The sequence below is a fragment of the Enterobacter sp. RIT418 genome, from assembly GCF_003057745.1.
In the GTDB taxonomy this organism is placed as follows: domain Bacteria; phylum Pseudomonadota; class Gammaproteobacteria; order Enterobacterales; family Enterobacteriaceae; genus Enterobacter.
Map to the genome: position 1 here is coordinate 14,123 of NZ_QBJD02000004.1, position 25,837 is coordinate 39,959.

Sequence of the window (25,837 nt, forward strand, 5' to 3'; positions counted from 1 at the left end):
ATGAACGGTCTGCGACGCGATCAACAAAAACAAAGGCGTGACGGAACTTATTGAAGAACAGACTCTCTAATTCGGTGCTTGCTCAAAGTACGATGTTTTAGAGTGGCGTTTCGATAACGCGTGGAATTTAGGTTTGGGGAGACATTACCTCGGATGAGCGAGCAGTTAACGGACCAGGTCCTGGTTGAACGGGTCCAGAAGGGAGATCAGAAAGCCTTTAACTTACTGGTGGTGCGCTACCAGCATAAGATGGCGAGTCTGGTTTCCCGCTATGTACCATCGGGTGATGTGCCTGATGTCGTACAAGAGTCTTTTATTAAGGCCTATCGTGCGCTGGATTCTTTCCGGGGAGATAGTGCTTTTTATACCTGGCTGTATCGTATTGCTGTCAATACAGCTAAAAACTACCTGGTCGCTCAGGGCCGACGTCCACCATCAACCGACGTGGACGCCATTGACGCCGAAAACTTCGAAAGTGGCGGCGCATTGAAAGAAATTTCGAACCCTGAGAACTTAATGTTGTCAGAAGAACTGAGACAAATAGTTTTTCGTACGATTGAGTCGCTCCCGGAAGATTTACGCATGGCAATTACGTTGCGGGAGCTGGATGGACTTAGCTATGAAGAGATAGCCGCCATCATGGATTGCCCGGTCGGTACGGTTCGCTCACGTATTTTCCGTGCGCGAGAAGCTATTGATAATAAAGTTCAACCGCTTATCAGGCGTTGACGATAGCGGGATACTGGAAAAGGTATTAGGCATGCAGAAAGAAAAACTTTCCGCTTTAATGGATGGGGAAACGCTGGATAGTGAGCTGCTCAACGAGCTGTCTCATTCTCCCGAAATGCAAGAGACCTGGCAGAGCTATCACCTCATCCGCGATACGATGCGCGGTGATACCGGCGACGTTCTCCATTTCGATATCTCAGCACGCGTCATGGCGGCTATCGAAAATGAGCCTGTTCATAAAACCACTCCGCTGATCCCTGAAGCGCAACCGGCTCCTCACCAGTGGCAGAAAATGCCGTTTTGGCAGAAGGTGCGTCCGTGGGCCAGCCAGCTCACGCAAATGGGTGTGGCTGCATGCGTATCGCTTGCAGTTATCGTTGGCGTCCAGCACTATAATACGCAGTCTGAAGCCAGCCAGCAGCCTGAAGCGCCTGTGTTTAACACCATGCCGATGATGGGCAAAGCCAGCCCGGTCAGTCTGGGCGTTCCGGCTGATGCCTCCGCAAGCGGCGGACAGCAACAGCAGGTTCAAGAGCAGCGCCGTCGCATTAATGCGATGCTCCAGGATTATGAGCTGCAGCGTCGTCTGCACTCTGAGCAGCTTCAGTTTGAGCAGGCCCAAACGCAGCAGGCCGCTGTGCAGGTGCCAGGAAACCAAACTCTAGGAACGCAATCGCAGTAATGAAGCAACTTTGGTTCGCCATGTCTTTGGTGGCAGGTGGCCTGTTCTTCTCAGCTAACGCCTCGGCTGATGTTTCATCCGGGGCGTTGTTGCAGCAGATGAACGTGGCCAGCCAGTCACTCAACTACGAGTTGGCATTTATCAGCATCAACAAGCAGGGCGTTGAGTCATTACGCTATCGCCATGCCCGCCTTGATAATCAGCCGCTTGCCCAGCTTTTACAGATGGATGGCCCGCGTCGTGAGGTGGTTCAGCGTGGTAGCGAAATTAGCTATTTCGAACCCGGTCTCGAGCCGTTCACGCTCAATGGCGACTATATCGTTGATTCACTGCCGTCACTCATCTACACCGATTTCAAGCGGCTTGCCCCTTATTACGATTTCATATCGGTAGGGCGAACGCGCATTGCGGATCGGCTTTGTGAAGTGATCCGCGTGGTAGCGCGTGATGGTACGCGCTACAGCTACATCGTCTGGATTGACGCGGAAACCAAGCTTCCCATGCGGGTCGACCTGCTCGATCGCGACGGAGAAACGCTGGAACAGTTCCGCGTAATCTCCTTTAGCGTCAATAATCAGGTTGGGACCAACATGCAGAATCTGGCTAAGGCCAGCCTGCCGCCGCTGCTTTCCGTTCCCCCAGGAGATTCTGTGAACTTCAACTGGGTGCCTTCGTGGATCCCTCAGGGGTTTAGTGAAATTTCCAGCAGCCGTCGCCAGCTTCCAACCATCGAAACGCCGGTTGAATCGCGCCTTTATTCAGATGGTTTGTTTAGCTTCTCTGTGAACATCAACCGTGCCTCGGCAAACAGCTCTGAGCAAATGCTCCGTACCGGACGCCGGACGGTGAGCACTACGGTGCGCGATAACGCAGAGATCACCGTGGTGGGCGAATTGCCGCCGCAAACCGCGAAGCGCATTTCTGACAGCATCAAATTCAGGGCCGCACAATGATCAAAGAGTGGGCTACGGTCGTTTCGTGGAATAACGGAATCGCGCTGGTGAGCTGTGATGTAAAAGCCTCATGCAACAGCTGCGCATCACGAGCCGGGTGCGGAAGCCGCGTACTGAATAAGCTGGGGCCGCAAACCTCGCATACGATTTCAGTACCCAGCGAGCAGCCGCTGGTGAAAGGGCAGAAGGTTGAGCTGGGAATTGCAGAAGGCAGTTTGCTGACTTCCGCGATGCTGGTTTATCTCTCTCCGCTGGTGGGGCTGTTTGTCATGGGCGGTATCTTCCAGATGCTGTTTGGCACCGATTTGTCTGCCATGTTTGGCGCCGCGCTCGGTGGCGTCGGCGGATTTCTGCTTGCCAGGGGCTTGTCGCCTAAGCTTGCAGCCCGCGAGGCGTGGCAGCCCGTGATTCTTAGCGTCGCGCTGGCACCAGACCAGCTTCGCGTTGAGACACTTTCTACTGAAGCCCGGTAATTCACCGGGCTTTATCATTATTTACATCTCAAAAAAGAAAACGCCGTTTCTTCCGGCTATGCTTGGCTCTAAGTGCATTTCCAGGTAACGGAGATGTAGTGTAGAATGCTGCGTTTTCGCACTGAAAAACGTCAGGCTAAGAACAGCGGCCTCCAGGAATTCGTAAGGCATAATTATTTAACTATATGAAGAACATACGTAACTTTTCGATCATTGCTCACATTGACCACGGTAAGTCGACGCTGTCTGACCGTATTATCCAGATTTGCGGTGGCCTGTCTGATCGTGAAATGGCAGCCCAGGTACTGGACTCCATGGACCTGGAACGCGAACGCGGGATCACCATTAAAGCGCAGAGCGTTACGCTCGACTACAAAGCGACTGATGGTGAAACCTATCAGCTGAACTTTATCGACACCCCGGGCCACGTTGACTTCTCCTATGAAGTATCGCGCTCGCTGGCGGCCTGTGAAGGCGCGCTGCTGGTGGTCGATGCCGGGCAGGGCGTAGAAGCTCAAACCCTGGCGAACTGCTATACCGCGATGGAAATGGACCTCGAGGTTGTGCCGGTTCTGAACAAAATCGACCTGCCAGCGGCCGATCCTGAACGCGTGGCGGAAGAGATTGAAGATATCGTCGGTATTGATGCGACCGATGCGGTGCGCTGCTCGGCCAAAACCGGCGTCGGCGTTCCGGACGTGCTCGAACGTCTGGTGCGTGATATTCCGCCGCCGGAAGGCGATCCGGATGCCCCGCTGCAGGCGCTGATCATCGATTCCTGGTTTGATAACTACCTGGGCGTTGTCTCGCTGGTGCGTATTAAAAACGGCACCATGCGTAAAGGTGACAAAATCAAGGTGATGAGCACCGGTCAGGTCTACAACGCTGACCGCCTCGGGATCTTCACCCCTAAACAGGTTGACCGTACCGAGCTGAAATGCGGCGAAGTTGGCTGGCTGGTCTGCGCGATTAAAGACATTCTCGGCGCGCCGGTAGGGGATACCCTCACGCTGGCCCGTAACCCGGCGGAAAAAGCGCTGCCGGGCTTCAAAAAAGTGAAGCCGCAGGTCTACGCAGGTCTTTTCCCGGTCAGCTCTGATGACTATGAGAACTTCCGCGATGCGCTTGGCAAGCTAAGCCTCAACGATGCCTCCCTGTTCTACGAGCCAGAAAGCTCAACGGCGCTGGGCTTCGGCTTCCGCTGTGGCTTCCTCGGCCTGCTGCATATGGAGATCATCCAGGAGCGTCTGGAACGTGAATACGATCTGGATCTGATCACCACGGCGCCGACCGTAGTGTATGAAGTCGAAACCACGTCGAAAGAGATTATCTACGTCGATAGCCCGTCCAAGCTTCCGCCGCTGAATAACATTCAGGAGCTGCGCGAGCCTATCGCAGAGTGTCACATGCTGCTGCCGCAGGAGTTCCTGGGCAACGTGATCACCCTGTGTATCGAAAAGCGCGGCGTACAGACCAACATGGTTTACCACGGTAACCAGGTGGCGCTGACCTACGAAATTCCGATGGCGGAAGTGGTGCTCGACTTCTTCGACCGTCTGAAGTCTACCTCTCGCGGCTACGCGTCGCTGGATTACAACTTCAAACGATTCCAGGCTTCCAACATGGTGCGCGTAGACGTGCTGATCAACGGCGAGCGTGTGGATGCGCTGGCGCTGATCACCCATAACGACAACGCCCCGTACCGCGGCCGCGAGCTGGTTGAAAAGATGAAGGAGCTGATCCCGCGTCAGCAGTTCGACATCGCGATTCAGGCGGCGATTGGCAACCATATCATCGCCCGCTCGACCGTGAAGCAGCTGCGTAAAAACGTTCTGGCGAAATGCTACGGCGGTGACGTTAGCCGTAAGAAAAAGCTGCTGCAGAAGCAGAAAGACGGTAAGAAGCGCATGAAGCAGGTCGGTAACGTTGAGCTGCCGCAGGAAGCATTCCTTGCCATCCTTCATGTTGGCAAAGACGGCAAATAACCCTTAAGGAGTTGGCATGGCGAACATGTTTGCCCTGATCCTGGTCATCGCAACCCTGGTAACAGGGCTGTTGTGGTGCCTGGATAAGTTTATTTTCGCGCCTAAGCGCCGTGAACGTCAGGCTGCCGCGCAGGCGGCCACCGGCGACGGGCTGGACGCGAAAACCCTTAAAAAGGTGGGCCCGAAACCGGGCTGGCTGGAGACGGGCGCATCGGTGTTCCCGGTTCTGGCGATTGTTCTGATCGTCCGTTCGTTTATTTACGAACCGTTCCAGATCCCATCTGGATCGATGATGCCAACGCTGCTGATCGGCGATTTTATTCTGGTGGAGAAGTTTGCCTACGGCATTAAAGATCCTATCTACCAAAAAACGCTGATCGAAACCGGCCATCCGAAACGCGGTGACATCGTGGTCTTTAAATATCCGGAAGATCCGCGTCTGGACTACATCAAGCGTGCGGTGGGTCTGCCGGGTGACAAAGTCACCTACGATCCGGTTGCGAAAGAAGTGACCGTACAGCCGGGCTGCAGCTCCGGTACCGCGTGCGAAAATGCGCTGCCAATCACTTACTCAAACGTTGAGCCAAGCGATTTCGTGCAGACCTTCGCTCGCCGCAACGGCGGCGAAGCGACCAGCGGTTTCTTCCAGGTGCCGAAAGACGAATCCAAAGAGAACGGTATTCGTCTGGTTGAGCGCAAAGAGACGCTGGGCGACGTCACCCACCGTATTCTGACCGTGCCAATCGCGCAGGACCAGGTGGGAATGTACTACCGGCAGCCGGGGCAACAGCTGGCGACCTGGATTGTGCCACCGGGGCACTACTTCATGATGGGTGATAACCGCGACAACTCTGCGGACAGCCGTTACTGGGGCTTTGTGCCGGAAGCGAATCTGGTAGGTAAAGCGACAGCGATCTGGATGAGTTTTGAGAAGCAGGAAGGCGAATGGCCGACCGGCGTTCGCCTGAATCGTATCGGCGGAATCCATTAATTCTCAATAATTGAACGCGTAGCCGCAGTTATTTGCGGCTACGCGAATTATTTCAGCGATAAATCTGTTTGAACTAACGACATCCCCTGTCGTTGTGTATAGAATATTCCCCCGAAGTTTAAGGTTGGCACTGAACAGAAAAGGTGCCACGGCACACGAAACCGCGTTGGTTTTCTCAGGTCGGTTTCGTGTGCTGCATTTTTGACGCATTCATTTATTGGTATCGCATGAACCCCATCGTAATTAATCGGCTTCAACGGAAGCTGGGCTACACTTTTATTCATCAGGAGTTGTTGCAACAGGCATTAACCCACCGCAGTGCCAGCAGCAAACACAATGAACGCCTCGAGTTTTTAGGTGATTCAATTTTAAGTTTTGTTATTGCCAATGCGCTTTATCACCGTTTCCCACGCGTGGACGAAGGTGATATGAGCCGTATGCGCGCAACGCTGGTTCGGGGAAACACGCTGGCGGAAATCGCGCGTGAATTTGAGCTGGGTGAATGTCTGCGTCTTGGACCGGGCGAGCTGAAAAGCGGTGGATTCCGCCGTGAATCCATTCTTGCCGATACGGTCGAAGCATTAATCGGTGGCGTGTTCCTGGACAGCGATATTCAGACCGTAGAAAAACTGATCCTCAACTGGTATCAGACCCGCCTGGACGAAATTAGCCCGGGCGATAAGCAAAAAGATCCAAAAACGCGTTTGCAGGAATACCTGCAGGGCCGTCACCTGCCGCTGCCGTCCTATCTGGTGGTGCAGGTGCGTGGCGAAGCGCACGATCAGGAATTTACCATCCATTGCCAGGTCAGTGGCCTGAGTGAACCGGTGGTGGGCACAGGTTCAAGCCGTCGCAAGGCTGAACAGGCTGCCGCCGAACAGGCGTTAAAAATGCTGGAGCTGGAATGAGCGAAGAAAAAACCTATTGCGGATTTATTGCCATCGTCGGACGTCCGAACGTTGGCAAATCTACCCTGTTGAATAATCTGCTTGGGCAGAAGATCTCCATCACCTCACGCAAGGCGCAGACCACGCGCCACCGCATCGTCGGTATCCATACTGAAGGCGCGTATCAGGCGATTTACGTCGACACCCCCGGCCTGCACATGGAAGAGAAGCGCGCGATCAACCGCCTGATGAACAAAGCGGCGAGCAGCTCAATCGGTGACGTAGAGCTGGTGATTTTCGTTGTCGAAGGCACCCGCTGGACGCCGGATGACGAAATGGTGCTGAACAAGCTGCGCGATGGCAAAACGCCGGTGATCCTCGCGGTCAATAAAGTGGACAACGTACAGGAAAAAGCCGACCTGCTGCCCCACCTGCAGTGGCTGGGTAGCCAGATGAACTTTCTCGACATCGTGCCGCTGTCCGCAGAGACCGGTTTGAACGTCGATACCATCGCGGGCATCGTGCGTAAGCATCTGCCGGAAGCGATTCATCACTTCCCTGAAGATTACATCACCGATCGCTCCCAGCGCTTTATGGCGTCTGAAATCATCCGTGAAAAGCTGATGCGTTTCCTGGGCGCTGAACTGCCGTACTCTGTGACCGTTGAAATCGAACGTTTTCAGACCAACGAGCGCGGCGGCTATGACATCAACGGCCTGATCCTCGTTGAGCGTGAAGGTCAGAAGAAGATGGTAATTGGTAACAAAGGTTCCAAAATCAAAACCATCGGCATTGAAGCCCGTAAGGACATGCAGGACATGTTTGAAGCTCCGGTCCACCTTGAGCTGTGGGTGAAGGTGAAATCTGGCTGGGCCGACGATGAGCGCGCGCTGCGCAGCCTCGGTTACGGCGAAGACCAGTAGTTCTCATACGCTATGGCTTTCGAGGTGCAGGAAGGCGGCAAGGCCGCGAATCCCCGGGAGCTTACCCCAGTAAGTGACTGGGGGGAACGGGCGCAGCCAACGCGCCTGCAGCTTGAAAGACGACGCGTATGATGGAAGGATGGCAGCGCGCCTTCGTCCTGCACAGTCGTCCCTGGAGCGAAACCAGCCTGATGCTGGACGTCTTCACGGAAGAGTCGGGTCGCGTGCGCCTGGTTGCGAAAGGCGCACGTTCCAAACGTTCTAATCTGAAAGGCGCACTGCAGCCTTTCACGCCGCTGCTGGTGCGCTTTGGTGGGCGAGGGGAAGTCAAAACCCTGCGCAGCGCCGAAGCCGTCTCTCTGGCGCTCCCCCTTTCCGGCATCACGCTCTATAGCGGCCTTTACGTGAACGAGCTTATCTCCCGCGTGCTTGAACATGAGACGCGCTTCTCTGAACTTTTCTTCGATTATCTTCACTGTATACAGTCGCTGGCTGGCGCTGCGGGCACGCCTGAACCCGCGCTGCGCCGGTTTGAGCTGGCGCTGCTCGGTCACCTGGGCTACGGCGTAGACTTTCTACACTGCGCGGGGAGCGGAGAAGAAGTTGAGGACACCATGACCTATCGCTATCGCGAAGAGAAAGGCTTTATCGCCAGCGTCGTGGTAGATAACAGCACCTTTACCGGGCGCCATCTGCGGGCGTTGTATGAGCGGGAGTTTCCCGACGCCGACACCCTGCGCGCGGCAAAGCGCTTTACCCGGATCGCCCTCAAGCCTTATCTTGGCGGCAAGCCGTTAAAGAGCCGCGAATTATTCAGGCAGTTTATGCCGAAACGTTAACGTTTTACCCCTCACCCCAGCCCTCTCCCGGAGGGAGAGGGGGGAAGGGAAATGAACCAAAATACCGAGGATTGTCATGGCTGAATTACTGTTAGGCGTCAACATCGACCACATCGCCACTCTGCGTAACGCGCGCGGCACGGCGTATCCCGATCCGGTACAGGCGGCGTTCATTGCCGAGCAGGCTGGCGCAGACGGCATTACCGTTCACCTTCGCGAAGACCGTCGCCACATCACCGATCGTGACGTGCGCATTTTGCGCCAGACGCTGGATACGCGCATGAATCTGGAGATGGCGGTTACGGAAGATATGCTGACGATCGCCTGCGAAACGAAGCCGCACTTCTGCTGCCTGGTGCCGGAGAAGCGTCAGGAAGTGACCACCGAAGGCGGGCTGGACGTGGCGGGCCAACGTGACAAAATGCGCGACGCCTGCAAACGCCTGGCCGATGCCGGTATTCTGGTGTCACTGTTTATTGATGCGGATGCGGAGCAAATCAAAGCCGCAGCGGAAGTGGGCGCACCCTACATTGAAATTCACACCGGCTGCTATGCTGACGCCAAAACCGAAGCAGAGCAGGCGAAAGAGCTGGAGCGTATTGCCAAAGCCGCGACCTATGCCGCAGGCCTGGGGCTGAAGGTTAACGCCGGGCACGGCCTGACCTATCACAACGTGCAGGCGATTGCCGCGCTGCCGGAGATGCACGAGCTGAACATCGGCCACGCCATTATTGGCCGCGCGGTGATGAGCGGTCTGAAAGAGGCGGTCTCGGAAATGAAGCGCCTGATGCTGGAAGCGCGTCGGTAATGGCCATTCTGGGTTTAGGCACGGACATTGTTGAAATCGCCCGCATCGAAGCGGTGATCGCCCGCAGCGGCGATCGCCTTGCGCGACGCGTGCTGAGCGACGGCGAATGGGCCGTCTGGGAAACGCATCAGCAGCCGGTGCGTTTTCTGGCAAAGCGTTTTGCCGTAAAAGAGGCGGCGGCAAAAGCTTTCGGCACGGGGATTCGCAACGGTCTGGCGTTTAACCAGTTTGAGGTATTTAACGATGAGCTGGGAAAACCAAGCCTGCGCTTATGGGGTGAGGCGCAAAAGCTGGCCGAGAAGCTGGGCGTGAATCACATTCATGTGACGATCGCGGATGAGCGCCACTACGCCAGCGCGACGGTGATTATCGAAAGTTAGAGTTTGTCCGCGTGGTGCATCAGGACAAACTTATCCCACAGCTGCTCTTCGCTCTCGACGTGCGCCGGATCTTTCAAAATGGTATTGGGGATCGGGCACACTTTCTGGCAGGTCGGCGTTTCATAGTGGCCAATGCATTCGGTGCAGCGGTCGCTGTTAATCTCATAAATGCTGTCACCCATCGAAATCGCCTCGTTCGGGCATTCGGGTTCGCACATATCGCAATTGATGCATTTTTTGGTGATTAACAGCGCCATCAGGAAATTCTCAGAAACAACACAAACAGGGCGGGCATTATACGCTCATTCGTTGTTCAAACCAGTTTTTTTACCAGCTCTTCACTGTGGCGAATACGCTCCGGCGCGTGCTCCAGGTCCTGTTGCACCAGCGCCATAAACAGCAGATCCGTCAGCATCATTTGCGCGCTCGTTGATGAAATTGCCGCGCTGCGCGTGGCCTGCTCTTCGGCGATGGTATACAGGCAGCGCGTGGCCCGCTGCTGCAGCGCATTGGGCGTAAAGCCGGTTATCGCCAGAATTTTGCCACCCACGCGCAGGGCCTCATCGGTGGCCATATTGATTTCACGCCGTTCCCCGGAGTAGGAGATGGGCAGCAGCAGATCGTCAGGTTCCATCGCCTGAACGGTGGCGAGCAGGGCGTGCATATCGTGTTCAACAATGGCGTTGTAGCCGATTTTCGTCAGCTTCCAGCCAAAATTGCGCGCCACGAGCCCGGATGCGCCTATCCCGGTCAACACGATACGCCGCGCCGCGCGCAGCATCGCCACGCTTTCCAGTAATTTCTCTTCGCTGTTAACGTCCAGCGTGGCGTGCATCGCCGCCACGTTCTCTTTGATCAGCTTTTCTCCGACGAGGCGCATAGGATCATCGCCGCGGATCTGATTATGTACCGGCATCGACTGCGGATTCGGGTTGCTGACCAGCGCCTCGCTGATGGCCAGCTTGAGGGCCGGAAAGCCCTTAAAACCGATCTTCTGAGCGAACTTCACCACGCTCGACTGGCTCACGCCGGCCTCGCTCGCCAGCTGCTGTGAGCTAAGGTGGCGCGCGCGATCGGGCTGCGAAAGAAGGTAATCCGCCAGCTTTTTGTCGCTTTGGGCAAAACCCGGATAACGCTGGCGAATGCGAATTAAACAGTTCATACGGTCTCCTGGCGAAAATGTGATTGCCTGCGCAAATACGGATTTTGCTCGCCTGAATGAATTTTATATTCCATTATAGTGTGATTATTATGAATTAAAAATTCTTGAGGTAAAAAAGATGAATCTAGGCTCCCTTGTTTCCGAAACGCGTAATCCACAAACCATGGATCTGGACGCGCTCTCCACGCTCGAACTGGTAAACCGTTTTAATCAACAGGATACGCTGGTCGCGCAGGCAGTAAAAGAGACATTACCTGAGGTGGCGAAGGCTGTCGATGCCGCGGCAAAAGCGCTGAACGCGGGCGGGCGCATCATTTACATGGGCGCGGGCACCAGCGGGCGTCTCGGCGTGCTGGATGCGTCCGAATGTCCGCCAACGTTCGGCGTGCCGCACGGGCTGGTGGTTGGCCTCATTGCCGGTGGTCCTGGCGCGCTGCTGAAAGCGGTTGAAGGCGCAGAAGACAACAGGCAGCTCGGCGAAGACGACCTGAAGGCGCTGGACCTGAAAGCGGAAGATCTGGTTGTGGGGCTTGCCGCATCCGGGCGTACGCCGTACGTCATCGGCGGCCTTGAGTATGCCAACCAAACCGGCTGCACCACGGTGGCCATTTCCTGTAATCCGGGCTCGCCGATTGCGCAGGTGGCCGCGATTGCAATCTCACCGGTTGTTGGGCCGGAAGCGCTGACCGGCTCCACGCGCCTGAAATCCGGTACGGCGCAAAAGCTGGTGCTCAACATGATTTCCACCGGGGCGATGGTGAAATTCGGCAAGGTCTACCAGAACCTGATGGTGGACATGCAGGCCACTAACGTCAAGCTGGTGGACAGGGCCTGCCGTATGGTGGTTGAAGCCACGGGGGCGAGCCGTGACGAGGCAGAAGCGACCCTTAAACTCACCGATAACGACGTAAAACCGGCGATTCTGATGATTTTAAGCGGGCTGGACGCAGAGGCCGCGCGGGCCAAGCTTGCTGCGCATGATGGATTCTTAAGAGCGGCACTAGAAAACTAACAGAGGCGTTTATGGAAAAGACAGCAGCCCTCGCCAGCGACATCCTTCAGGGAATCGGTGGAGAAAAAAATATTCAGCGTCTGGAAAACTGCATGACGCGCGTGCGCGTTGAGGTGCACGACGACGAACGCCTCGATCTGGCTCGCCTGAAAAAGCTCTCCGGCGTCAGCGGATACGTCAAGCAGGGCCAGCAGCACCAGCTGATTGTGGGGCCGGGCAAGGCGGCGCAGGTCGTTGACGCGATGCGAGCGCTGATGACGGGCGGCGAAGCAGCGACGCCACCTAACGATGCCGACCGCGTTAAAGCGCAGGCAAAGGCGAAATATAAAGCGCCGATGAGCGATGCGCTGCGCCAGCTGGCAAACGTCTTTATTCCGCTTATTCCGGCGTTTATCGCCTCCGGCCTGATCACCGGGATTATCAATATTCTCAAGCGCCCGGATATCGTCGGCGACTTCGCCACGCAGTATCCAAACCTGCTCGGCATACTGGGAATTTTCGGCAGCGCCGTGTTTGCCATTATGAACATTCTGGTGGGGGTTAACGCCGCGAAGGTGTTTGGCGGTTCTCTGGCGATGGGCGGCGTGATGGCCGGTATTCTTTCCAGCCCGCAGCTCGCGCAGATCACGCTGTTCGGCGAGGCGCTTCAGCCTGGGCGAGGCGGCGTCATTGCGGTGCTGCTCGTGGTTATTCTGATGTGTTGGATCGAGAAAAAGCTGCGCGCCGTGCTGCCCGGCTCGATTGAGCTTATTCTCAATCCGCTGCTGACGACGCTGATCACCGGCAGCGTGGCGATTGTGGCGCTGCAGCCTCTGGGCGGCTGGATTTCTGAGGCTATCGCCCACGGCGCGTCTTTAGCTATCGATCGCGGCGGCCTGCTCGTGGGTGCCGTCCTTTCAGGCACCTTCCTGCCGCTGGTGTTGACCGGCCTGCACCAGGGGCTGGTGCCCATTCACGTCGAGCTGGTACAGGCTCACGGCTACAACGCGCTGCTGCCTATTCTGTCGATGGCGGGCGTAGGGCAGGTGGGTGCGGCCATAGCGGTGCTGATGAAAACCCGCAACGCGCGGCTGAAAAAGGTGATCAAAGGCGCGCTGCCGGTCGGATTACTCGGAATTGGCGAGCCGCTCATTTTCGGCGTTACGCTGCCGCTGGGTAAACCGTTCCTCGCCGCCTGTATCGGCGGCGCGGTAGGCGGCGCGCTGATCAGCTACTGGAAGGTAGCGACCGTTATTACCTTTGGCATCTCCGGTTTACCGCTGGCATTAACCATCGTCACCGGAAAAGTTATGCTCTATCTGCTAGGCTATTTGGCTGCGGTAATCGCCGGGTTCTTCTTTACCTGGCTAATAGGGTTCAACGATCCAGAGGAGTAAGGTTTGAATAATAACGAGCGTCGCGTTGTCTTTTTTGACCTGGACGGTACGCTGCATCAGCAGGATATGTTTGGCACGTTCATACGCTATCTGCTGCGGCGTCAGCCCCTCAACGCGCTGCTCGTGTTGCCTCTCTTACCCATCATTGGTGCTGGGCTGCTGATTCAGGGCCGCGCCGCGCGCTGGCCGATGAGCCTATTACTGTGGGGCTGCACCTTTGGCCACAGCGAAGCCCGGCTCAAGCAGCTTGAGCACGATTTTGTCCAGTGGTTTCGCGGTCATGTGACCGCGTTTCCCGTGGTGCAGCAGCGGCTTACTGACTATCTGAATGCGAACGATGCGGACATCTGGCTAATCACCGGCTCGCCGCAGCCGCTGGTGGATCGTGTCTATTTTGATACCCCGTGGCTGCCGCGCGTAAATCTCATCGCCACCCAGATTTCCCGCGCCTACGGCGGCTGGGTGTTGACCCTGCGCTGTCTGGGCCATGAGAAAGTGGTTCAGCTTGAGAAGCGCATCGGCGCGCCTTTGAACCTCTACAGCGGCTACAGCGACAGCAAACAGGACAACCCGCTGCTCAACTTTTGCCAGCACCGCTGGCGCGTCACGCCGATGGGCGATCTTCAGCAGCTCGAATAGTCTTATCCAGAACGGGTGTGTATAATGCCGCCCGCTTTTAACTGGAGTAACAGCCCTTGTCCACCTCTGAATACGATCATGAATACTGGATGCGCCACGCGCTTGCGCTGGCTCAGCGCGCCTGGGAAGAGGGTGAAGTGCCCGTCGGCGCGGTGCTGGTTCATAACAACCAGGTGATTGGCGAAGGCTGGAACCGTCCGATTGGGCGTCACGATCCCACGGCGCATGCCGAAATCATGGCGCTACGTCAGGGCGGGCTGGTGCTGCAAAACTATCGCCTGCTTGATACCACGCTGTACGTCACGCTTGAACCTTGCGTCATGTGCTCCGGTGCGATGGTGCACAGCCGCATCGGTACGCTGGTCTTCGGCGCGCGGGATGAAAAAACCGGCGCGGCCGGCTCGCTGATGGACGTGCTCGGTCACCCGGGGATGAACCACCAGGTGAAGACTATCGGTGGGGTGCTTGCACCAGAGTGTTCGGGGCTATTAAGTGATTTCTTCCGTATGCGTCGGCAGCAGAAAAAGCAACAAAAGGCAGAATTGAAGCGGAAGGACGATTAACCTCGTCCGGCGAGACCACCGGGTAGCTCTGCGCGATCTGCTGCGCCTCGGTGGCCTCTTTTTCCTTCTCGAGCAGATAACCCACCAGGCTAATCTGGTATTTTCGAATATTCTCAACGTAGGCGTAGGCTTCATGCCCGCGCGCGTATCCGTACGTCAGCTTGTTGTACCACGGCTTTTGGCTAAGCAGCGGCAGGCGCTGCTTGACGTCTGACCAGCTATCGGGGTTACCTTTCGTTTTCGCCGTGAGCGCGCGCGCGTCCAGCATGTGCGCGTAGCCCATGTTATAGGCCGCCAGCGCGAACCAGATGCGCTCCTCTTCCGGCACCGTTTCCGGCACTTTTGCCATCATATCCTGCAAATATTGAGCGCCGCCGCTGATGCTCTGTTCCGCATCGGTCCTGTCAATGACGCCGAGGCTCTGCGCGGTGTTTTTGGTCAGCATCATTAGCCCGCGCACGCCGGTTGGGGAGGTGGCCTGGGTATCCCAGTGCGATTCCTGATAGGAGATTGCCGCCAAAAGCCGCCAGTCAATTTTCTCGGCGTACTTCTCGAACAGCGGCTGCAGGTCCGGCAGCACGCTGTCCACCGCGCGCAGGAAGCTGCGGGTATCCACGTAGTCAAAGTCATCCCCGTGGCCGAGGTATTTCTCTTCCAGCCGCGCCAGCGTACCGTCTTCATTGATGGTGTTGAAGAAGTCAAGCATGGCGGCGGAGAGGGTCTGATCGTCGTCCAGCTGGCTAAACCAGGTCACCGGCTGCTCATCGGTCACGTCCAGCGCCACGGCAATTTCCGGGTGAACGCGCTGGAACAGGCTGATCGCCACCGAATCGGCAATCGTGTAGGCCAGCTTCTTGTCTTTCACCTGTTCAAGCAGCTCGTTGGTGCCCAGCTTCGGATCAACCTTCCAGCTCAGATCGGGATATTTCTTTTCCTTGAGGCTGCGCAGATCGTCAATCACTACGTGCCCCGGCGCGATCGTCAGCTGCTGCTCCGTGAGTCCTTCCAGCGAGCGTGGACGCTGGTTGCCAACGCGGTAAACCAGCTGCTGGGAAACGGAATAGTAGGTCGGGCCCGGCTGATAGTTCTTGCTGCGCTCGGAGTTATAGACCAGCCCCGCCGCGAGAACGTCCGCTTTGTTGTTGTCCAAATCGTCAAACAGCTGATTAATATTCTGGCGAACGGTGATGTCGAGCTTAACGCCGAGATAGTCAGCGAACTGCTGGGCCAGCTCATAGTCGAGGCCAATCGTTTTGCCGTTAATGTCGCTATAGATGAGTGGAGAGGAGAGGGTACTGACGCGAAGCACTCCCCGCTCCTGAATGGCGGCGATGCGGTTTTCGGGTTTACCGAACCAGGGGATAGAAGGCCAGAGGGCCACTGCCAGCAGCAACGTAACAATGCCGATGAGCAGATAATTAATCTTTAATTTTTTCAATTAGTTAATTCTCTGCGACGTCAATTGCCTCAGTGTGCTGTAGTCATGTGAAAAGTTAGGTTTGCCATTGAATGAGCGGCATTTTGCGTAAACTTGCGCCACTTGGCAACCAATTAGAGAGACAGGTCACATCTATTGCTAAAGGTCTGCGCGGATTTTATTTCGACGCAAACGGTTTCGTCGGCGCTCAGGATTCTCTATAATGACGCCCGTTTTCCCCCCCTTGCGCACACTGTAAGCGCCCCGGCGCTTCGAAGACGAGAGACTTATGATGGAAATTCTGCGTGGTTCGCCTGCACTGTCTGCCTTCCGTATTAACAAACTGCTGGCACGTTTTCAGGCAGCCGACCTTCCGGTAAGCACTATTTACGCTGAGTATGTCCATTTTGCTGACCTGAATGCTCCCCTGAACGCAGAGGAGCGCGTACAGCTGGAGCGTCTGCTCAAATACGGTCCTAGCCTGAGCAGCCACTCGCCAACCGGTAAACTGATCCTTGCGACGCCGCGTCCCGGCACCATCTCCCCCTGGTCTTCTAAAGCGACCGATATCGCACACAACTGCGGCCTGAGCCAGATTAATCGCCTTGAGCGCGGCGTGGCGTACTACGTCGAAGCATCCACCCTGACCGACGCGCAGTGGCAGGCCGTTGCCGCCGAGCTGCACGACCGCATGATGGAGAGCGTGTTTATCTCTCTTGAAGAGGCGCAGCAGCTGTTCTCTCATCACCAGCCCGCGCCGGTGCAAAGCGTGGACCTGCTCGGGCAGGGCCGCCAGGCGCTGATTGACGCCAACCTGCGTCTCGGCCTGGCGCTGGCAGACGACGAGATTGACTACCTGCAGGACGCGTTCGTTAAGCTGAACCGCAATCCGAACGACATCGAACTCTATATGTTTGCGCAGGCGAACTCCGAGCACTGCCGCCATAAAATTTTCAACGCCGACTGGGTTATCGACGGTGAGAAACAGCCTAAATCGCTGTTCAAAATGATCAAAAACACCATGGAGCAAACGCCCGTTCACGTGCTGTCAGCCTATAAGGACAACGCCGCGGTAATGGAAGGCTCCGAAGTGGGACGCTATTTTGCCGACCACGCCACCGGCCGCTACGACTTCCATCAGGAGCCTGCCCACATCCTGATGAAGGTGGAAACCCACAACCACCCGACGGCGATCTCCCCGTGGCCGGGCGCGGCGACCGGTTCTGGCGGTGAAATTCGTGACGAAGGCGCCACCGGACGCGGTGCTAAACCGAAAGCGGGCCTGGTGGGTTTCTCCGTCTCTAACCTGCGCATCCCGGGCTTCGAACAGCCGTGGGAAGAAGACTTCGGCAAGCCGGAGCGCATCGTGACCGCGCTGGACATCATGACCGATGGCCCGCTGGGCGGCGCGGCGTTTAACAACGAATTTGGCCGTCCGGCGCTGAACGGCTACTTCCGTACCTACGAAGAGAAAGTGGACAGCCACAACGGCGAAGAGCTGCGCGGCTACCACAAGCCGATCATGCTGGCGGGCGGGATCGGCAACATCCGTGCCGATCACGTGCAGAAAGGCGAGATCGTCGTCGGCGCGAAGCTGATCGTGCTGGGCGGCCCGGCGATGAACATCGGCCTGGGCGGCGGCGCGGCATCCTCTATGGCGTCCGGCCAGTCTGATGCGGATCTTGATTTTGCCTCCGTGCAGCGCGACAACCCGGAAATGGAGCGTCGCTGTCAGGAAGTGATCGACCGCTGCTGGCAGCTGGGCGATGCCAACCCGATCCTCTTCATCCACGACGTGGGTGCGGGCGGTCTGTCCAACGCCATGCCGGAGCTGGTCAGCGACGGCGGCCGCGGCGGCCGCTTCAACCTGCGCGACATTCTCAGCGATGAGCCGGGCATGAGCCCGCTGGAAATCTGGTGTAACGAATCTCAGGAGCGCTACGTGCTGGCGGTTGCCGCCGACCAGCTGCCGCTGTTTGACGAGCTGTGCCGCCGCGAGCGCGCGCCGTACGCCGTCATTGGCGAAGCGACCGAAGAGCAACACCTCTCCCTAAGCGACACCCATTTCGACAACCAGCCGATCGATCTGCCGCTGGACGTTCTGCTCGGCAAAACGCCGAAAATGACCCGCGACGTGGAAACCCGTCAGGCGGCGGGCAAGGCGCTGGATCGTCAGGGCATCACCGTTGCCGACGCGGTCAACCGCGTGCTGCACCTGCCTGCGGTTGCGGAGAAAACCTTCCTCGTGACCATCGGCGACCGCACCGTGACCGGCATGGTGTCGCGCGACCAGATGGTCGGCCCGTGGCAGGTCCCGGTGGCGAACTGCGCGGTCACCACCGCCAGCCTCGACAGCTACTACGGCGAAGCAATGGCGCTGGGCGAACGTTCGCCGGTGGCGCTGCTGGACTTCGCGGCCTCCGCCCGCCTGGCCGTGGGGGAAGCGCTGACCAACATCGCCGCCACGCAGATTGGCGATATCAAACGCATCAAGCTCTCCGCGAACTGGATGGCCGCAGCCGGCCACCCTGGCGAAGATGCGGGCCTGTATGAGGCGGTGAAAGCCGTCGGTGAAGAGCTCTGCCCCGCGCTCGGCCTGACCATTCCGGTGGGTAAAGACTCGATGTCGATGAAAACCCGCTGGCAGGAAGGCAGCGAGCAGCGCGAGATGACCTCTCCGCTGTCGCTGGTGATTACCGCGTTTGCCCGCGTGGAGGACGTGCGCGGTACCGTCACGCCGCAGCTTTCCACTGAAGATAACGCCCTGCTGCTGATTGACCTGGGCAAAGGCCAAAACGCGCTGGGGGCCACCGCGCTGGCGCAGGTTTACCGTCAGCTTGGCGATAAGCCAGCCGACGTGCGCGACGTGGCGCAGCTGAAGGGCTTCTACGACGCCATTCAGGCGCTGGTCGCCCAGCGCAGGCTGCTGGCCTACCACGACCGTTCCGACGGCGGCCTGCTGGTCACCCTGGCTGAAATGGCCTTTACCGGCCACTGCGGCGTGGAAGCCAACGTTGCCACGCTTGGCGAAGACCGTCTGGCGGCGCTGTTTAATGAAGAGCTGGGCGCGGTGATTCAGGTGCGCGCGGCGGATCGCGAAGCCGTCGAGGCGCTGCTGGCACAGCACGGCCTGGCGGACTGCGTGCACTATCTCGGGAAAGCGGTGCAGGGCGATCGCTTCGTGATTGAAGCCGATGGCCACGCGGTGTTCAGCGAAAGCCGCACCACCCTTCGCATGTGGTGGGCGGAAACCACCTGGCAGATGCAGCGCCTGCGCGATAACCCGGAATGCGCGGATCAGGAACACGACGCCAGGGCGAACGACAACGATCCGGGCCTGAACGTGAAGCTCTCCTTCGACATCAATGAAGACATCGCCGCGCCGTACATTGCGACCGGCGCGCGTCCGAAAGTGGCCGTGCTGCGCGAGCAGGGCGTTAACTCCCACGTTGAGATGGCGGCCGCCTTCCACCGCGCGGGCTTTGACGCTATCGACGTCCACATGAGCGACCTGCTGGCAGGGCGCACCGGGCTGGAAGATTTCCAGGCGCTGGTGGCCTGCGGCGGCTTCTCCTACGGCGACGTGCTGGGCGCGGGCGAAGGCTGGGCGAAGTCCATTCTGTTCAACAGCCGCGTGCGCGACGAGTTCGAAACCTTCTTCCACCGTCCGCAAACGCTGGCGCTGGGCGTCTGTAACGGCTGCCAGATGATGTCTAACCTGCGCGAGCTGATCCCGGGCAGCGAGGCCTGGCCGCGCTTCGTGCGCAACCGGTCTGACCGCTTCGAAGCGCGCTTTAGCCTGGTGGAAGTGACGCAAAGCCCGTCCCTGCTGCTGCAGGGCATGGTGGGTTCGCAGATGCCAATCGCCGTTTCTCACGGAGAAGGGCAGGTCGAGGTCCGCGACGCTGCGCATCTGGCTACGCTTGAAAGCAAAGGCCTGGTGGCGCTGCGCTTTGTCGATAACTTCGGCAAGGTTACCGAAACCTACCCGGCAAACCCGAACGGTTCGGCGAACGGCATTACGGCGGTGACCAGCGAAAGCGGCCGTGCGACGATCATGATGCCGCACCCGGAGCGCGTGTTCCGCACCGTGAGCAACTCCTGGCACCCGGAAAACTGGGGCGAGGACGGCCCGTGGATGCGTATTTTCCGCAACGCGCGTAAGCAGCTGGGCTAAGTTTTAGCGCATTCCGCGTAGGCCCGGTAGGCACGATCGCTACCGGGCTTTTTTATCTCTGTCGCAAAATCGCGACAAATCATATTAGCGCTGTCTCTAAAAGGAGACACATAACAGATTGATTTTTATAGGGTAGGAACGGTTCCCGTTAAGGTGTTGCTTAATAGCGACACTTAGCCTGGAAATCATTCAACCGATAATGAATCGAGAAAATATATAAATTTTATAAATATCAGTAATTTAATCTTTTATTTTGCATTTTGGCACGGGTGTTGCATAATAATAACCAGTGGCTCATTCACCTTCTTATGTCAGCCCCTTCGGGACGTGCTACATAAACTTCGAATGACGCACAACAAGGTGCCTGCCGTCCAACTACTGATCATAGCGTTGCTTTATCAGGCCAGGGCGAAACGTCGAGTTAGGCACCGCCTCATTCCACAACAAAGCCGGGTTTTTACCCGGCTTTGTTGTATCTGAAGGGCAGTCTCAGTTAGGCTCTCATAACACCCACATTAAGAGAGTAACGTGTTGAAACGCTGGCCTGCTTTTCCCCGCTCCCTTCGACAGCTCGTCATGATGGCTTTTCTGCTTATCCTTCTGCCATTGCTGGTGCTGGCCTGGCAGGCGTGGCAAAGCCTGAATGCGCTGAGCGCCCAGGCGGCGTTGACCAACCGGACAACGCTCATCGACGCGCGGCGCAGCGAGGCCATGACCAACGCGGCGCTGGAGATGGAGCGCAGCTACCGCCAGTACTGCGTGCTGGACGACCGGACGCTGGAAAAGGTGTATCAAAATCAACGCAAGCGCTACAGCGACATGCTGGACGCGCACGCGGGCGTGCTGCCGGACGACAAGCTTTATCAGGCGCTGCGACAGGACCTCAACGCGCTGGCCCGTCTGCAGTGTAAAAACAGCGGGCCGGACGCCGCCGCCGCCGCGAGCCTGGAGGCTTTCGCCGCGGCAAATACCGAGATGGTGCAGACCACGCGCACCGTTATTTTTTCCCGCGGGCAGCAGCTCCAGCAGGAGATCGCCGAGCGCGGCCAGTTCTTCGGCTGGCAGGCGCTGGTGCTGTTCCTGGTGAGCCTGGCGCTGGTGCTGCTGTTTACCCGCATGATCATCGGCCCGGTGAAGGGTATCCAGCGAATGATCAATCGCCTGGGGGAAGGTAAATCGCTCGGCGATACGGTCGCGTTTACCGGCCCGCGCGAGCTGCGCTCCGTCGGGCAGCGCATCATCTGGCTCTCTGAGCGTCTGGCGTGGCTCGAATCACAGCGCCATCAGTTTTTACGCCATATCTCCCACGAGCTTAAAACCCCGCTTGCCAGCATGCGCGAAGGCACCGAGCTGCTGGCGGATGAAGTGGCGGGCCCGCTGACGGCGGAACAAAAAGAGATTGTTGATATCCTCGACGACAGCAGCCGTAATCTGCAAAAGCTGATTGAGCAGCTGCTGGACTACAACCGCAGGCTGGCGGACGGTGCCGTGGTGCTGGAAGCGGTCGAAATTGAACCGCTGGTAGAAAGGGTGATCTCCGCCCATAGCTTGCCGGCACGGGCTAAAATGATGCATACCGAGGTTGATCTCACGGCGCAGGTCTGTCGGGCCGAGCCGATGCTGCTCATGAGCGTTCTGGATAATCTTTATTCCAATGCGGTGCACTATGGTACTGAATCCGGTACCATTTATCTTCGAAGCTATGTGAAGGATTCCCGGGTGCTTATCGACGTCGCCAATACCGGCACCCCCATTCCTGATGACGAACAAAAGATGATTTTTGAACCCTTTTACCAGGGAAGCCATCAGCGGAAAGGCGCAGTAAAAGGAAGCGGTCTGGGGCTTAGCATTGCCCGGGACTGCATACAACGCATGCAGGGCGAACTCAGCATCGTTAGCGACGAACGCGCAGACGTCTGTTTTCGCATTGAACTGCCTCTTGAGCCGGAAAAAACAATGAAATGAATCTCTATCTGGTGAATATGTCACACGTCTTTAGCCGCGCGCTGCGCGCGGTATTTTCCAGTAAAAAAATGCGCGCGGGCGTCTCCTGCCTGCTGCTTGCGGGATGCGTATCCCATGCGCCGAAAAGCGCGATTAGCGATAAGCAAGACGACAAATGGCCGGAGAATCAGCTCGCGGATTTCCTGACGACCCGCTGCGACGATCTCTGGAACCTCTCCGGGCATGACGTCGAGTCAAACCCGCTGTACTGGCTGCGCGGTATCGATTGTTCCCAGCGCCTGTCTCCCGCCACCGCCCGCGCGCAGGCGGCGCTGTGGGGCAATGAAACCTGGCAGGAAAACTTCAGGCGCGCCATTTTGCTGGCCGACGCTAAAATCACCCCCGTTGAGCGCCGCGCTAATACCGCGCGCCTGGATGCCGTGAGTGCGAATATCCCTGCGCAGGTGCGCCCGGTATATCAGCTCTGGCGCGACGGGCAGGTGCTGCAGCTGCAGCTGTCAGAGGAGCGCTCGCGCTACAGCAGGCTTCAGCAGTCGTCCGATTCCGAGCTTGACACGCTCCGCCAGCAGCAGCAATTTTTACGCGCGCAGCTCGATACCACGACGCGCAAGCTTGAAAACCTGACCGATATCGAAAGGCAGCTCTCAACGCGCAAGCCGGCGGGCAACTATCTGCCGGACAGTTCAAAGAGCGCGCCCGCCTCCGACGAGCCGGAGCGAGACGGCGATACGCAGAAACAAGAGGATGTTAAGCCATGACAAGCCGCAAACCTGCCCACCTGCTGCTGGTGGATGACGATCCCGGGCTGCTGAAGCTGCTTGGGATGCGCCTCGTCAGCGAAGGCTACAGCGTGGTCACCGCCGAAAGCGGACAGGAGGGGCTGAAGGTCCTTTCCCGCGAGAAAATCGATCTGGTGATAAGCGATCTGCGCATGGACGAGATGGACGGCATGCAGCTGTTCACGGAGATCCAGAAGCAGCAGCCGGGGATGCCGGTCATTATCCTTACCGCCCACGGCTCGATTCCGGATGCCGTGGCCGCTACCCAGCAGGGCGTCTTCAGCTTCCTGACCAAGCCGGTGGACAAGGACGCGCTCTACAAAGCCATCGACAGCGCCCTTGAGCACACGGCGTCGTCAGGCGACGACGCGTGGCGTGAATCGATTGTGACGCGCAGCCCGCTGATGCTGCGCCTGCTGGAGCAGGCGAGAATGGTGGCGCAGTCTGACGTCAGCGTGCTGATTAACGGCCAGAGCGGCACCGGGAAAGAGATCCTCGCGCAGGCTATCCATAACGCCAGCCCGCGCAGTAAAAACGCGTTTATTGCCATCAACTGCGGCGCGCTGCCGGAGCAGCTGCTGGAGTCAGAGCTGTTCGGTCACGCCCGCGGCGCGTTTACCGGCGCGGTGAGCAGCCGGGAAGGGCTGTTCCAGGCGGCGGAAGGCGGCACGCTTTTCCTCGATGAAATTGGCGACATGCCCGCGCCGCTGCAGGTGAAGCTGCTGCGCGTGCTGCAGGAGCGCAAGGTACGCCCGCTTGGCAGCAACCGCGATATCGACATTAACGTGCGCATTATTTCTGCCACCCACCGGGACTTGCCGAAGGTGATGGCGCGCAACGAGTTCCGCGAAGATCTCTACTACCGCCTGAACGTGGTCAACCTCAAGCTTCCGGCGCTGGCCGAGCGTGCGGAAGACATTCCGCTGCTGGCAAACCACCTGCTGCGCCAGTCCGCCGACCGGCACAAGCCGTTCGTGCGCGCGTTTTCTACGGATGCGATGAAGCGCCTGATGACGGCGAGCTGGCCGGGGAACGTGCGCCAGCTGGTGAACGTAATTGAGCAGTGCGTCGCGCTGAGCTCGTCGCCGGTCATCGGCGACGCGCTGGTTGAGCAGGCGCTGGAAGGGGAAAACACCGCGCTGCCGACCTTTGCCGAAGCGCGCAACCAGTTCGAGCTGAACTATCTGCGCAAGCTCCTGCAGATCACCAAGGGCAACGTGACCCACGCGGCGCGCATGGCCGGACGCAACCGCACCGAGTTCTACAAGCTGCTGTCGCGCCACGAGCTGGAAGCGAACGATTTTAAAGAGTAGTACCGCAAAATTTGAATGAATATGATACTGTGAGCAATCGATTACGATCAGCTTACAGGCAAGCGTTTAAGGACCCACCATGAAAAAGATTGATGCGATTATTAAACCTTTCAAACTGGACGATGTGCGTGAAGCGCTCGCGGAAGTGGGCATCACCGGGATGACCGTGACGGAAGTGAAGGGTTTTGGTCGCCAGAAGGGCCACACCGAGCTTTATCGTGGCGCGGAGTACATGGTGGACTTTCTGCCGAAAGTGAAAATCGAAATTGTGGTCAGTGACGATATCGTCGATACCTGCGTGGATACCATTATCCGCACGGCGCAGACGGGAAAAATCGGCGACGGGAAAATCTTCGTCTTCGACGTGGCGCGCGTGATCCGTATCCGTACCGGCGAAGAAGACGACGCGGCGATTTAACATTGCCAACGGTTATGTAGGCCGGGTAAGGCTCAGCCGCCACCCGGCGAAAAAAAAAGCCCCTCGAACGAGGGGCTTTTTGCATTACAACACCTTGTGCGGGCCGAAGCATTCGTAATGAATGTTGTCTTTATTCACGCCCAGCTCAACCAGCTGCTTCGCGGCAAACTGCATAAACGCCACCGGCCCGCAGACGTAGAACTGCATCTCCGGCGCGCTGAACGCCCCTTCATGCTGGCGTAAATCCATCAGCCCTTCGCTGTCGAAGCGCGCCGCGGCGCGGTCGGCCTCTGTCGGCAGGCGATACCATGTATGCGCGCTAAAGCGCGGCAGAGCCGCCGCCAGCGTTTTCACTTCATCAGCGAAGGCATGCACGTCGCCATTCTCGGCGGCGTGGAACCAGTTTACCTGCGCGCTATGGTTTGCTTTCGCCAGGGTGTCCAGCATCGCCAGCATCGGCGTTTGGCCCACGCCCGCGGAGATCAGCGTGACCGGGGTATTGGCGTCCACGGTCATAAAGAAATCGCCGGCAGGCGCGGCCAGATGAACCACGTCGCCTACTTTCGCTTCGTTATGCAGCCAGCTTGATACCTGGCCACTCTCTTCGCGTTTCACCGCAATACGGTAGCCTTTACCGTTCGGCTTACGGGTAAGGGAGTACTGGCGAATTTCCTGATGCGGGAAGCCTTCCGGCTTGAGCCACACGCCCAGATACTGGCCGGGCTGATAGTCCGCCACCGGCTTGCCGTCTACCGGCTCAAACTCAAAGCTGGTAATCAGTGAGCTGCGCGGCGTTTTCTCTACGATGCGGAACGGACGCGTCCCTTCCCAGCCGCCGTTTTTGCTGGCGTTTTCGCTGTAGATCTGCGCTTCACGATTGATAAACACGCCTGCCAGCACGCCGTAGGCTTTACCCCATGCGTCCAGCACTTCCTGGCCCGGGCTGAACATTTCGTCCAGCGTCGCCAGCAGGTGCGCGCCAACGATGTTGTACTGCTCGGGTTGGATCTGGAAGCTGGTATGTTTCTGGGCGATTTTCTCTACCGCAGGCAGCAGGGCCGGCAGGTTTTCAATGTTGCTGGCGTAGGCGGCGATGGCGTTAAACAGCGCTTCACGCTGATCGCCGTTGCGCTGGTTGCTCATGTTAAAAATCTCTTTGAGCTCCGGATTGTGCGCGAACATGCGATCGTAAAAATGGGCGGTCAGCTTAGGACCGGTTTCAACCAGCAGGGGAATGGTAGCCTTAACGGTAGCGATGGTTTGAGCGTCTAACATAGCAACTTCCTTCATATGTTACTTTAATGATGTATTTTGAATGCATCTTATAAAAATAACCCTGTAATGTAAATGGTTCTTTGCATAGTGA

24 protein-coding genes are annotated in these 25,837 nt (G+C 57.7%); 20 read left to right on the plus strand and 4 right to left on the minus strand.

Features of this window, described 5'->3' with window-relative positions:
* The first annotated feature begins 153 nt into the window (after positions 1-153).
* The 11 genes from rpoE (at position 154) to acpS (ending at position 9,650) form a co-directional block, all read left to right on the plus strand.
* Positions 154-729, plus strand: a complete 576-nt coding sequence (gene rpoE / locus DBY73_RS05380; RefSeq protein ID WP_112010182.1) for an RNA polymerase sigma factor RpoE — start codon at positions 154-156, stop codon at positions 727-729.
* Between the two features lie 31 nt (positions 730-760).
* A complete protein-coding gene (gene rseA / locus DBY73_RS05385; protein ID WP_112010183.1) occupies positions 761-1,411 on the plus strand; it encodes an anti-sigma-E factor RseA in 651 nt (216 codons plus the stop codon).
* Complete coding sequence (gene rseB, locus DBY73_RS05390) at positions 1,411-2,364, plus strand: sigma-E factor regulatory protein RseB (RefSeq protein ID WP_112010184.1); 954 nt, start codon at positions 1,411-1,413, stop codon at positions 2,362-2,364. The genes rseA and rseB overlap by 1 nt, the downstream gene beginning before the upstream one ends.
* Complete coding sequence (gene rseC, locus DBY73_RS05395) at positions 2,361-2,837, plus strand: SoxR-reducing system protein RseC (protein WP_112010185.1); 477 nt, start codon at positions 2,361-2,363, stop codon at positions 2,835-2,837. Before rseB ends, rseC begins: the two co-directional genes overlap by 4 nt.
* A gap of 185 nt (positions 2,838-3,022) precedes the next feature.
* Positions 3,023-4,822, plus strand: coding sequence for a translation elongation factor 4 (gene lepA / locus DBY73_RS05400; RefSeq protein ID WP_112010186.1), 1,800 nt, complete (start codon positions 3,023-3,025; stop codon positions 4,820-4,822).
* Positions 4,823-4,838: 16 nt separating this feature from the next.
* A complete protein-coding gene (lepB, locus tag DBY73_RS05405) occupies positions 4,839-5,813 on the plus strand; it encodes a signal peptidase I (protein ID WP_112010187.1) in 975 nt (324 codons plus the stop codon).
* 227 nt (positions 5,814-6,040) lie between these two features.
* A complete protein-coding gene (rnc, locus tag DBY73_RS05415) occupies positions 6,041-6,721 on the plus strand; it encodes a ribonuclease III (protein WP_112010188.1) in 681 nt (226 codons plus the stop codon).
* On the plus strand, positions 6,718-7,623 hold the full coding sequence (gene era / locus DBY73_RS05420) for a GTPase Era (protein ID WP_112010189.1): 906 nt from the start codon (positions 6,718-6,720) through the stop codon (positions 7,621-7,623). Before rnc ends, era begins: the two co-directional genes overlap by 4 nt.
* Before the next feature lie 131 nt (positions 7,624-7,754).
* The gene (gene recO, locus DBY73_RS05425; RefSeq protein WP_112010414.1) at positions 7,755-8,462 is read left to right on the plus strand and encodes a DNA repair protein RecO; all 708 of its coding nucleotides are present in this window, start codon (positions 7,755-7,757) and stop codon (positions 8,460-8,462) included.
* Positions 8,463-8,538: 76 nt separating this feature from the next.
* Positions 8,539-9,270, plus strand: coding sequence for a pyridoxine 5'-phosphate synthase (gene pdxJ, locus DBY73_RS05430; RefSeq protein WP_112010190.1), 732 nt, complete (start codon positions 8,539-8,541; stop codon positions 9,268-9,270).
* A complete protein-coding gene (gene acpS, locus DBY73_RS05435) occupies positions 9,270-9,650 on the plus strand; it encodes a holo-ACP synthase (RefSeq protein WP_112010191.1) in 381 nt (126 codons plus the stop codon). The genes pdxJ and acpS overlap by 1 nt, the downstream gene beginning before the upstream one ends.
* Here the strand turns inward: acpS and DBY73_RS05440 are convergent.
* A complete protein-coding gene (locus DBY73_RS05440) occupies positions 9,647-9,907 on the minus strand; it encodes a YfhL family 4Fe-4S dicluster ferredoxin (protein ID WP_014071370.1) in 261 nt (86 codons plus the stop codon). The genes acpS and DBY73_RS05440 overlap by 4 nt on opposite strands.
* Positions 9,908-9,963: 56 nt before the next feature.
* The gene (locus DBY73_RS05445; RefSeq protein ID WP_112010192.1) at positions 9,964-10,812 is read right to left on the minus strand and encodes a MurR/RpiR family transcriptional regulator; all 849 of its coding nucleotides are present in this window, start codon (positions 10,810-10,812) and stop codon (positions 9,964-9,966) included.
* A gap of 118 nt (positions 10,813-10,930) precedes the next feature.
* On the opposite strand from DBY73_RS05445, the gene murQ reads away from it, so the two are divergent.
* From murQ to tadA, 4 genes are read left to right on the plus strand one after another with little or no spacing between them, the layout of a single operon-like run.
* The gene (murQ, locus tag DBY73_RS05450; protein ID WP_112010193.1) at positions 10,931-11,824 is read left to right on the plus strand and encodes an N-acetylmuramic acid 6-phosphate etherase; all 894 of its coding nucleotides are present in this window, start codon (positions 10,931-10,933) and stop codon (positions 11,822-11,824) included.
* Between the two features lie 11 nt (positions 11,825-11,835).
* Entirely contained in the window at positions 11,836-13,200 is a 1,365-nt protein-coding gene (locus DBY73_RS05455) for a PTS transporter subunit EIIC (protein ID WP_112010194.1), read from the plus strand.
* A 3-nt stretch (positions 13,201-13,203) separates the two neighbouring features.
* Positions 13,204-13,839 carry a phosphatidylglycerophosphatase C gene (gene yfhb, locus DBY73_RS05460; RefSeq protein ID WP_112010195.1) on the plus strand — a complete coding sequence of 212 codons (636 nt, stop codon included), beginning with the start codon at positions 13,204-13,206 and terminating at the stop codon, positions 13,837-13,839.
* 56 nt (positions 13,840-13,895) lie between these two features.
* On the plus strand, positions 13,896-14,402 hold the full coding sequence (tadA, locus tag DBY73_RS05465) for a tRNA adenosine(34) deaminase TadA (RefSeq protein ID WP_112010196.1): 507 nt from the start codon (positions 13,896-13,898) through the stop codon (positions 14,400-14,402).
* Here tadA and mltF read toward each other — a convergent pair.
* Positions 14,290-15,840, minus strand: coding sequence for a membrane-bound lytic murein transglycosylase MltF (mltF, locus tag DBY73_RS05470; protein WP_112010197.1), 1,551 nt, complete (start codon positions 15,838-15,840; stop codon positions 14,290-14,292). The two genes, tadA and mltF, sit on opposite strands and share 113 nt — an antisense overlap.
* Positions 15,841-16,108: 268 nt before the next feature.
* Between mltF and purL the strand changes: the two genes are divergently transcribed.
* From purL to glnB, 5 genes are all read left to right on the plus strand, one after another.
* Positions 16,109-19,996 (plus strand): phosphoribosylformylglycinamidine synthase, encoded by a 3,888-nt coding sequence (purL, locus tag DBY73_RS05480; protein WP_112010199.1) that lies wholly within the window; start codon positions 16,109-16,111, stop codon positions 19,994-19,996.
* Positions 19,997-20,527: 531 nt separating this feature from the next.
* Positions 20,528-21,961, plus strand: a complete 1,434-nt coding sequence (qseE, locus tag DBY73_RS05485; RefSeq protein WP_112010200.1) for a two component system sensor histidine kinase QseE/GlrK — start codon at positions 20,528-20,530, stop codon at positions 21,959-21,961.
* Positions 21,958-22,719: a two-component system QseEF-associated lipoprotein QseG gene (gene qseG, locus DBY73_RS05490; protein WP_112010201.1), complete on the plus strand. Its 762-nt coding sequence runs from the start codon at positions 21,958-21,960 to the stop codon at positions 22,717-22,719. Before qseE ends, qseG begins: the two co-directional genes overlap by 4 nt.
* Complete coding sequence (gene glrR / locus DBY73_RS05495) at positions 22,716-24,053, plus strand: two-component system response regulator GlrR (RefSeq protein WP_112010202.1); 1,338 nt, start codon at positions 22,716-22,718, stop codon at positions 24,051-24,053. The genes qseG and glrR overlap by 4 nt, the downstream gene beginning before the upstream one ends.
* A gap of 79 nt (positions 24,054-24,132) precedes the next feature.
* The gene (glnB, locus tag DBY73_RS05500; RefSeq protein WP_003860685.1) at positions 24,133-24,471 is read left to right on the plus strand and encodes a nitrogen regulatory protein P-II; all 339 of its coding nucleotides are present in this window, start codon (positions 24,133-24,135) and stop codon (positions 24,469-24,471) included.
* Between the two features lie 84 nt (positions 24,472-24,555).
* On the opposite strand, the gene hmpA is transcribed toward glnB, so the two are convergent.
* The gene (gene hmpA / locus DBY73_RS05505; RefSeq protein ID WP_112010203.1) at positions 24,556-25,746 is read right to left on the minus strand and encodes an NO-inducible flavohemoprotein; all 1,191 of its coding nucleotides are present in this window, start codon (positions 25,744-25,746) and stop codon (positions 24,556-24,558) included.
* Between the last annotated feature and the right edge of the window lie 91 nt (positions 25,747-25,837).

Bases quoted from the DNA above. Each gene is read 5' to 3' on its own strand.
- rpoE (WP_112010182.1), top strand. From the start codon at position 154: ATGAGCGAGCAGTTAACGGACCAGGTCCTGGTTGAACGGGTCCAGAAG.
- rseA (WP_112010183.1), top strand. From the start codon at position 761: ATGCAGAAAGAAAAACTTTCCGCTTTAATGGATGGGGAAACGCTGGAT.
- rseB (WP_112010184.1), top strand. From the start codon at position 1,411: ATGAAGCAACTTTGGTTCGCCATGTCTTTGGTGGCAGGTGGCCTGTTC.
- rseC (WP_112010185.1), top strand. From the start codon at position 2,361: ATGATCAAAGAGTGGGCTACGGTCGTTTCGTGGAATAACGGAATCGCG.
- lepA (WP_112010186.1), top strand. From the start codon at position 3,023: ATGAAGAACATACGTAACTTTTCGATCATTGCTCACATTGACCACGGT.
- lepB (WP_112010187.1), top strand. From the start codon at position 4,839: ATGGCGAACATGTTTGCCCTGATCCTGGTCATCGCAACCCTGGTAACA.
- rnc (WP_112010188.1), top strand. From the start codon at position 6,041: ATGAACCCCATCGTAATTAATCGGCTTCAACGGAAGCTGGGCTACACT.
- era (WP_112010189.1), top strand. From the start codon at position 6,718: ATGAGCGAAGAAAAAACCTATTGCGGATTTATTGCCATCGTCGGACGT.
- recO (WP_112010414.1), top strand. From the start codon at position 7,755: ATGGAAGGATGGCAGCGCGCCTTCGTCCTGCACAGTCGTCCCTGGAGC.
- pdxJ (WP_112010190.1), top strand. From the start codon at position 8,539: ATGGCTGAATTACTGTTAGGCGTCAACATCGACCACATCGCCACTCTG.
- acpS (WP_112010191.1), top strand. From the start codon at position 9,270: ATGGCCATTCTGGGTTTAGGCACGGACATTGTTGAAATCGCCCGCATC.
- DBY73_RS05440 (WP_014071370.1), bottom strand. From the start codon at position 9,907: ATGGCGCTGTTAATCACCAAAAAATGCATCAATTGCGATATGTGCGAA.
- DBY73_RS05445 (WP_112010192.1), bottom strand. From the start codon at position 10,812: ATGAACTGTTTAATTCGCATTCGCCAGCGTTATCCGGGTTTTGCCCAA.
- murQ (WP_112010193.1), top strand. From the start codon at position 10,931: ATGAATCTAGGCTCCCTTGTTTCCGAAACGCGTAATCCACAAACCATG.
- DBY73_RS05455 (WP_112010194.1), top strand. From the start codon at position 11,836: ATGGAAAAGACAGCAGCCCTCGCCAGCGACATCCTTCAGGGAATCGGT.
- purL (WP_112010199.1), top strand. From the start codon at position 16,109: ATGATGGAAATTCTGCGTGGTTCGCCTGCACTGTCTGCCTTCCGTATT.
- qseG (WP_112010201.1), top strand. From the start codon at position 21,958: ATGAATCTCTATCTGGTGAATATGTCACACGTCTTTAGCCGCGCGCTG.
- glrR (WP_112010202.1), top strand. From the start codon at position 22,716: ATGACAAGCCGCAAACCTGCCCACCTGCTGCTGGTGGATGACGATCCC.
- glnB (WP_003860685.1), top strand. From the start codon at position 24,133: ATGAAAAAGATTGATGCGATTATTAAACCTTTCAAACTGGACGATGTG.
- hmpA (WP_112010203.1), bottom strand. From the start codon at position 25,746: ATGTTAGACGCTCAAACCATCGCTACCGTTAAGGCTACCATTCCCCTG.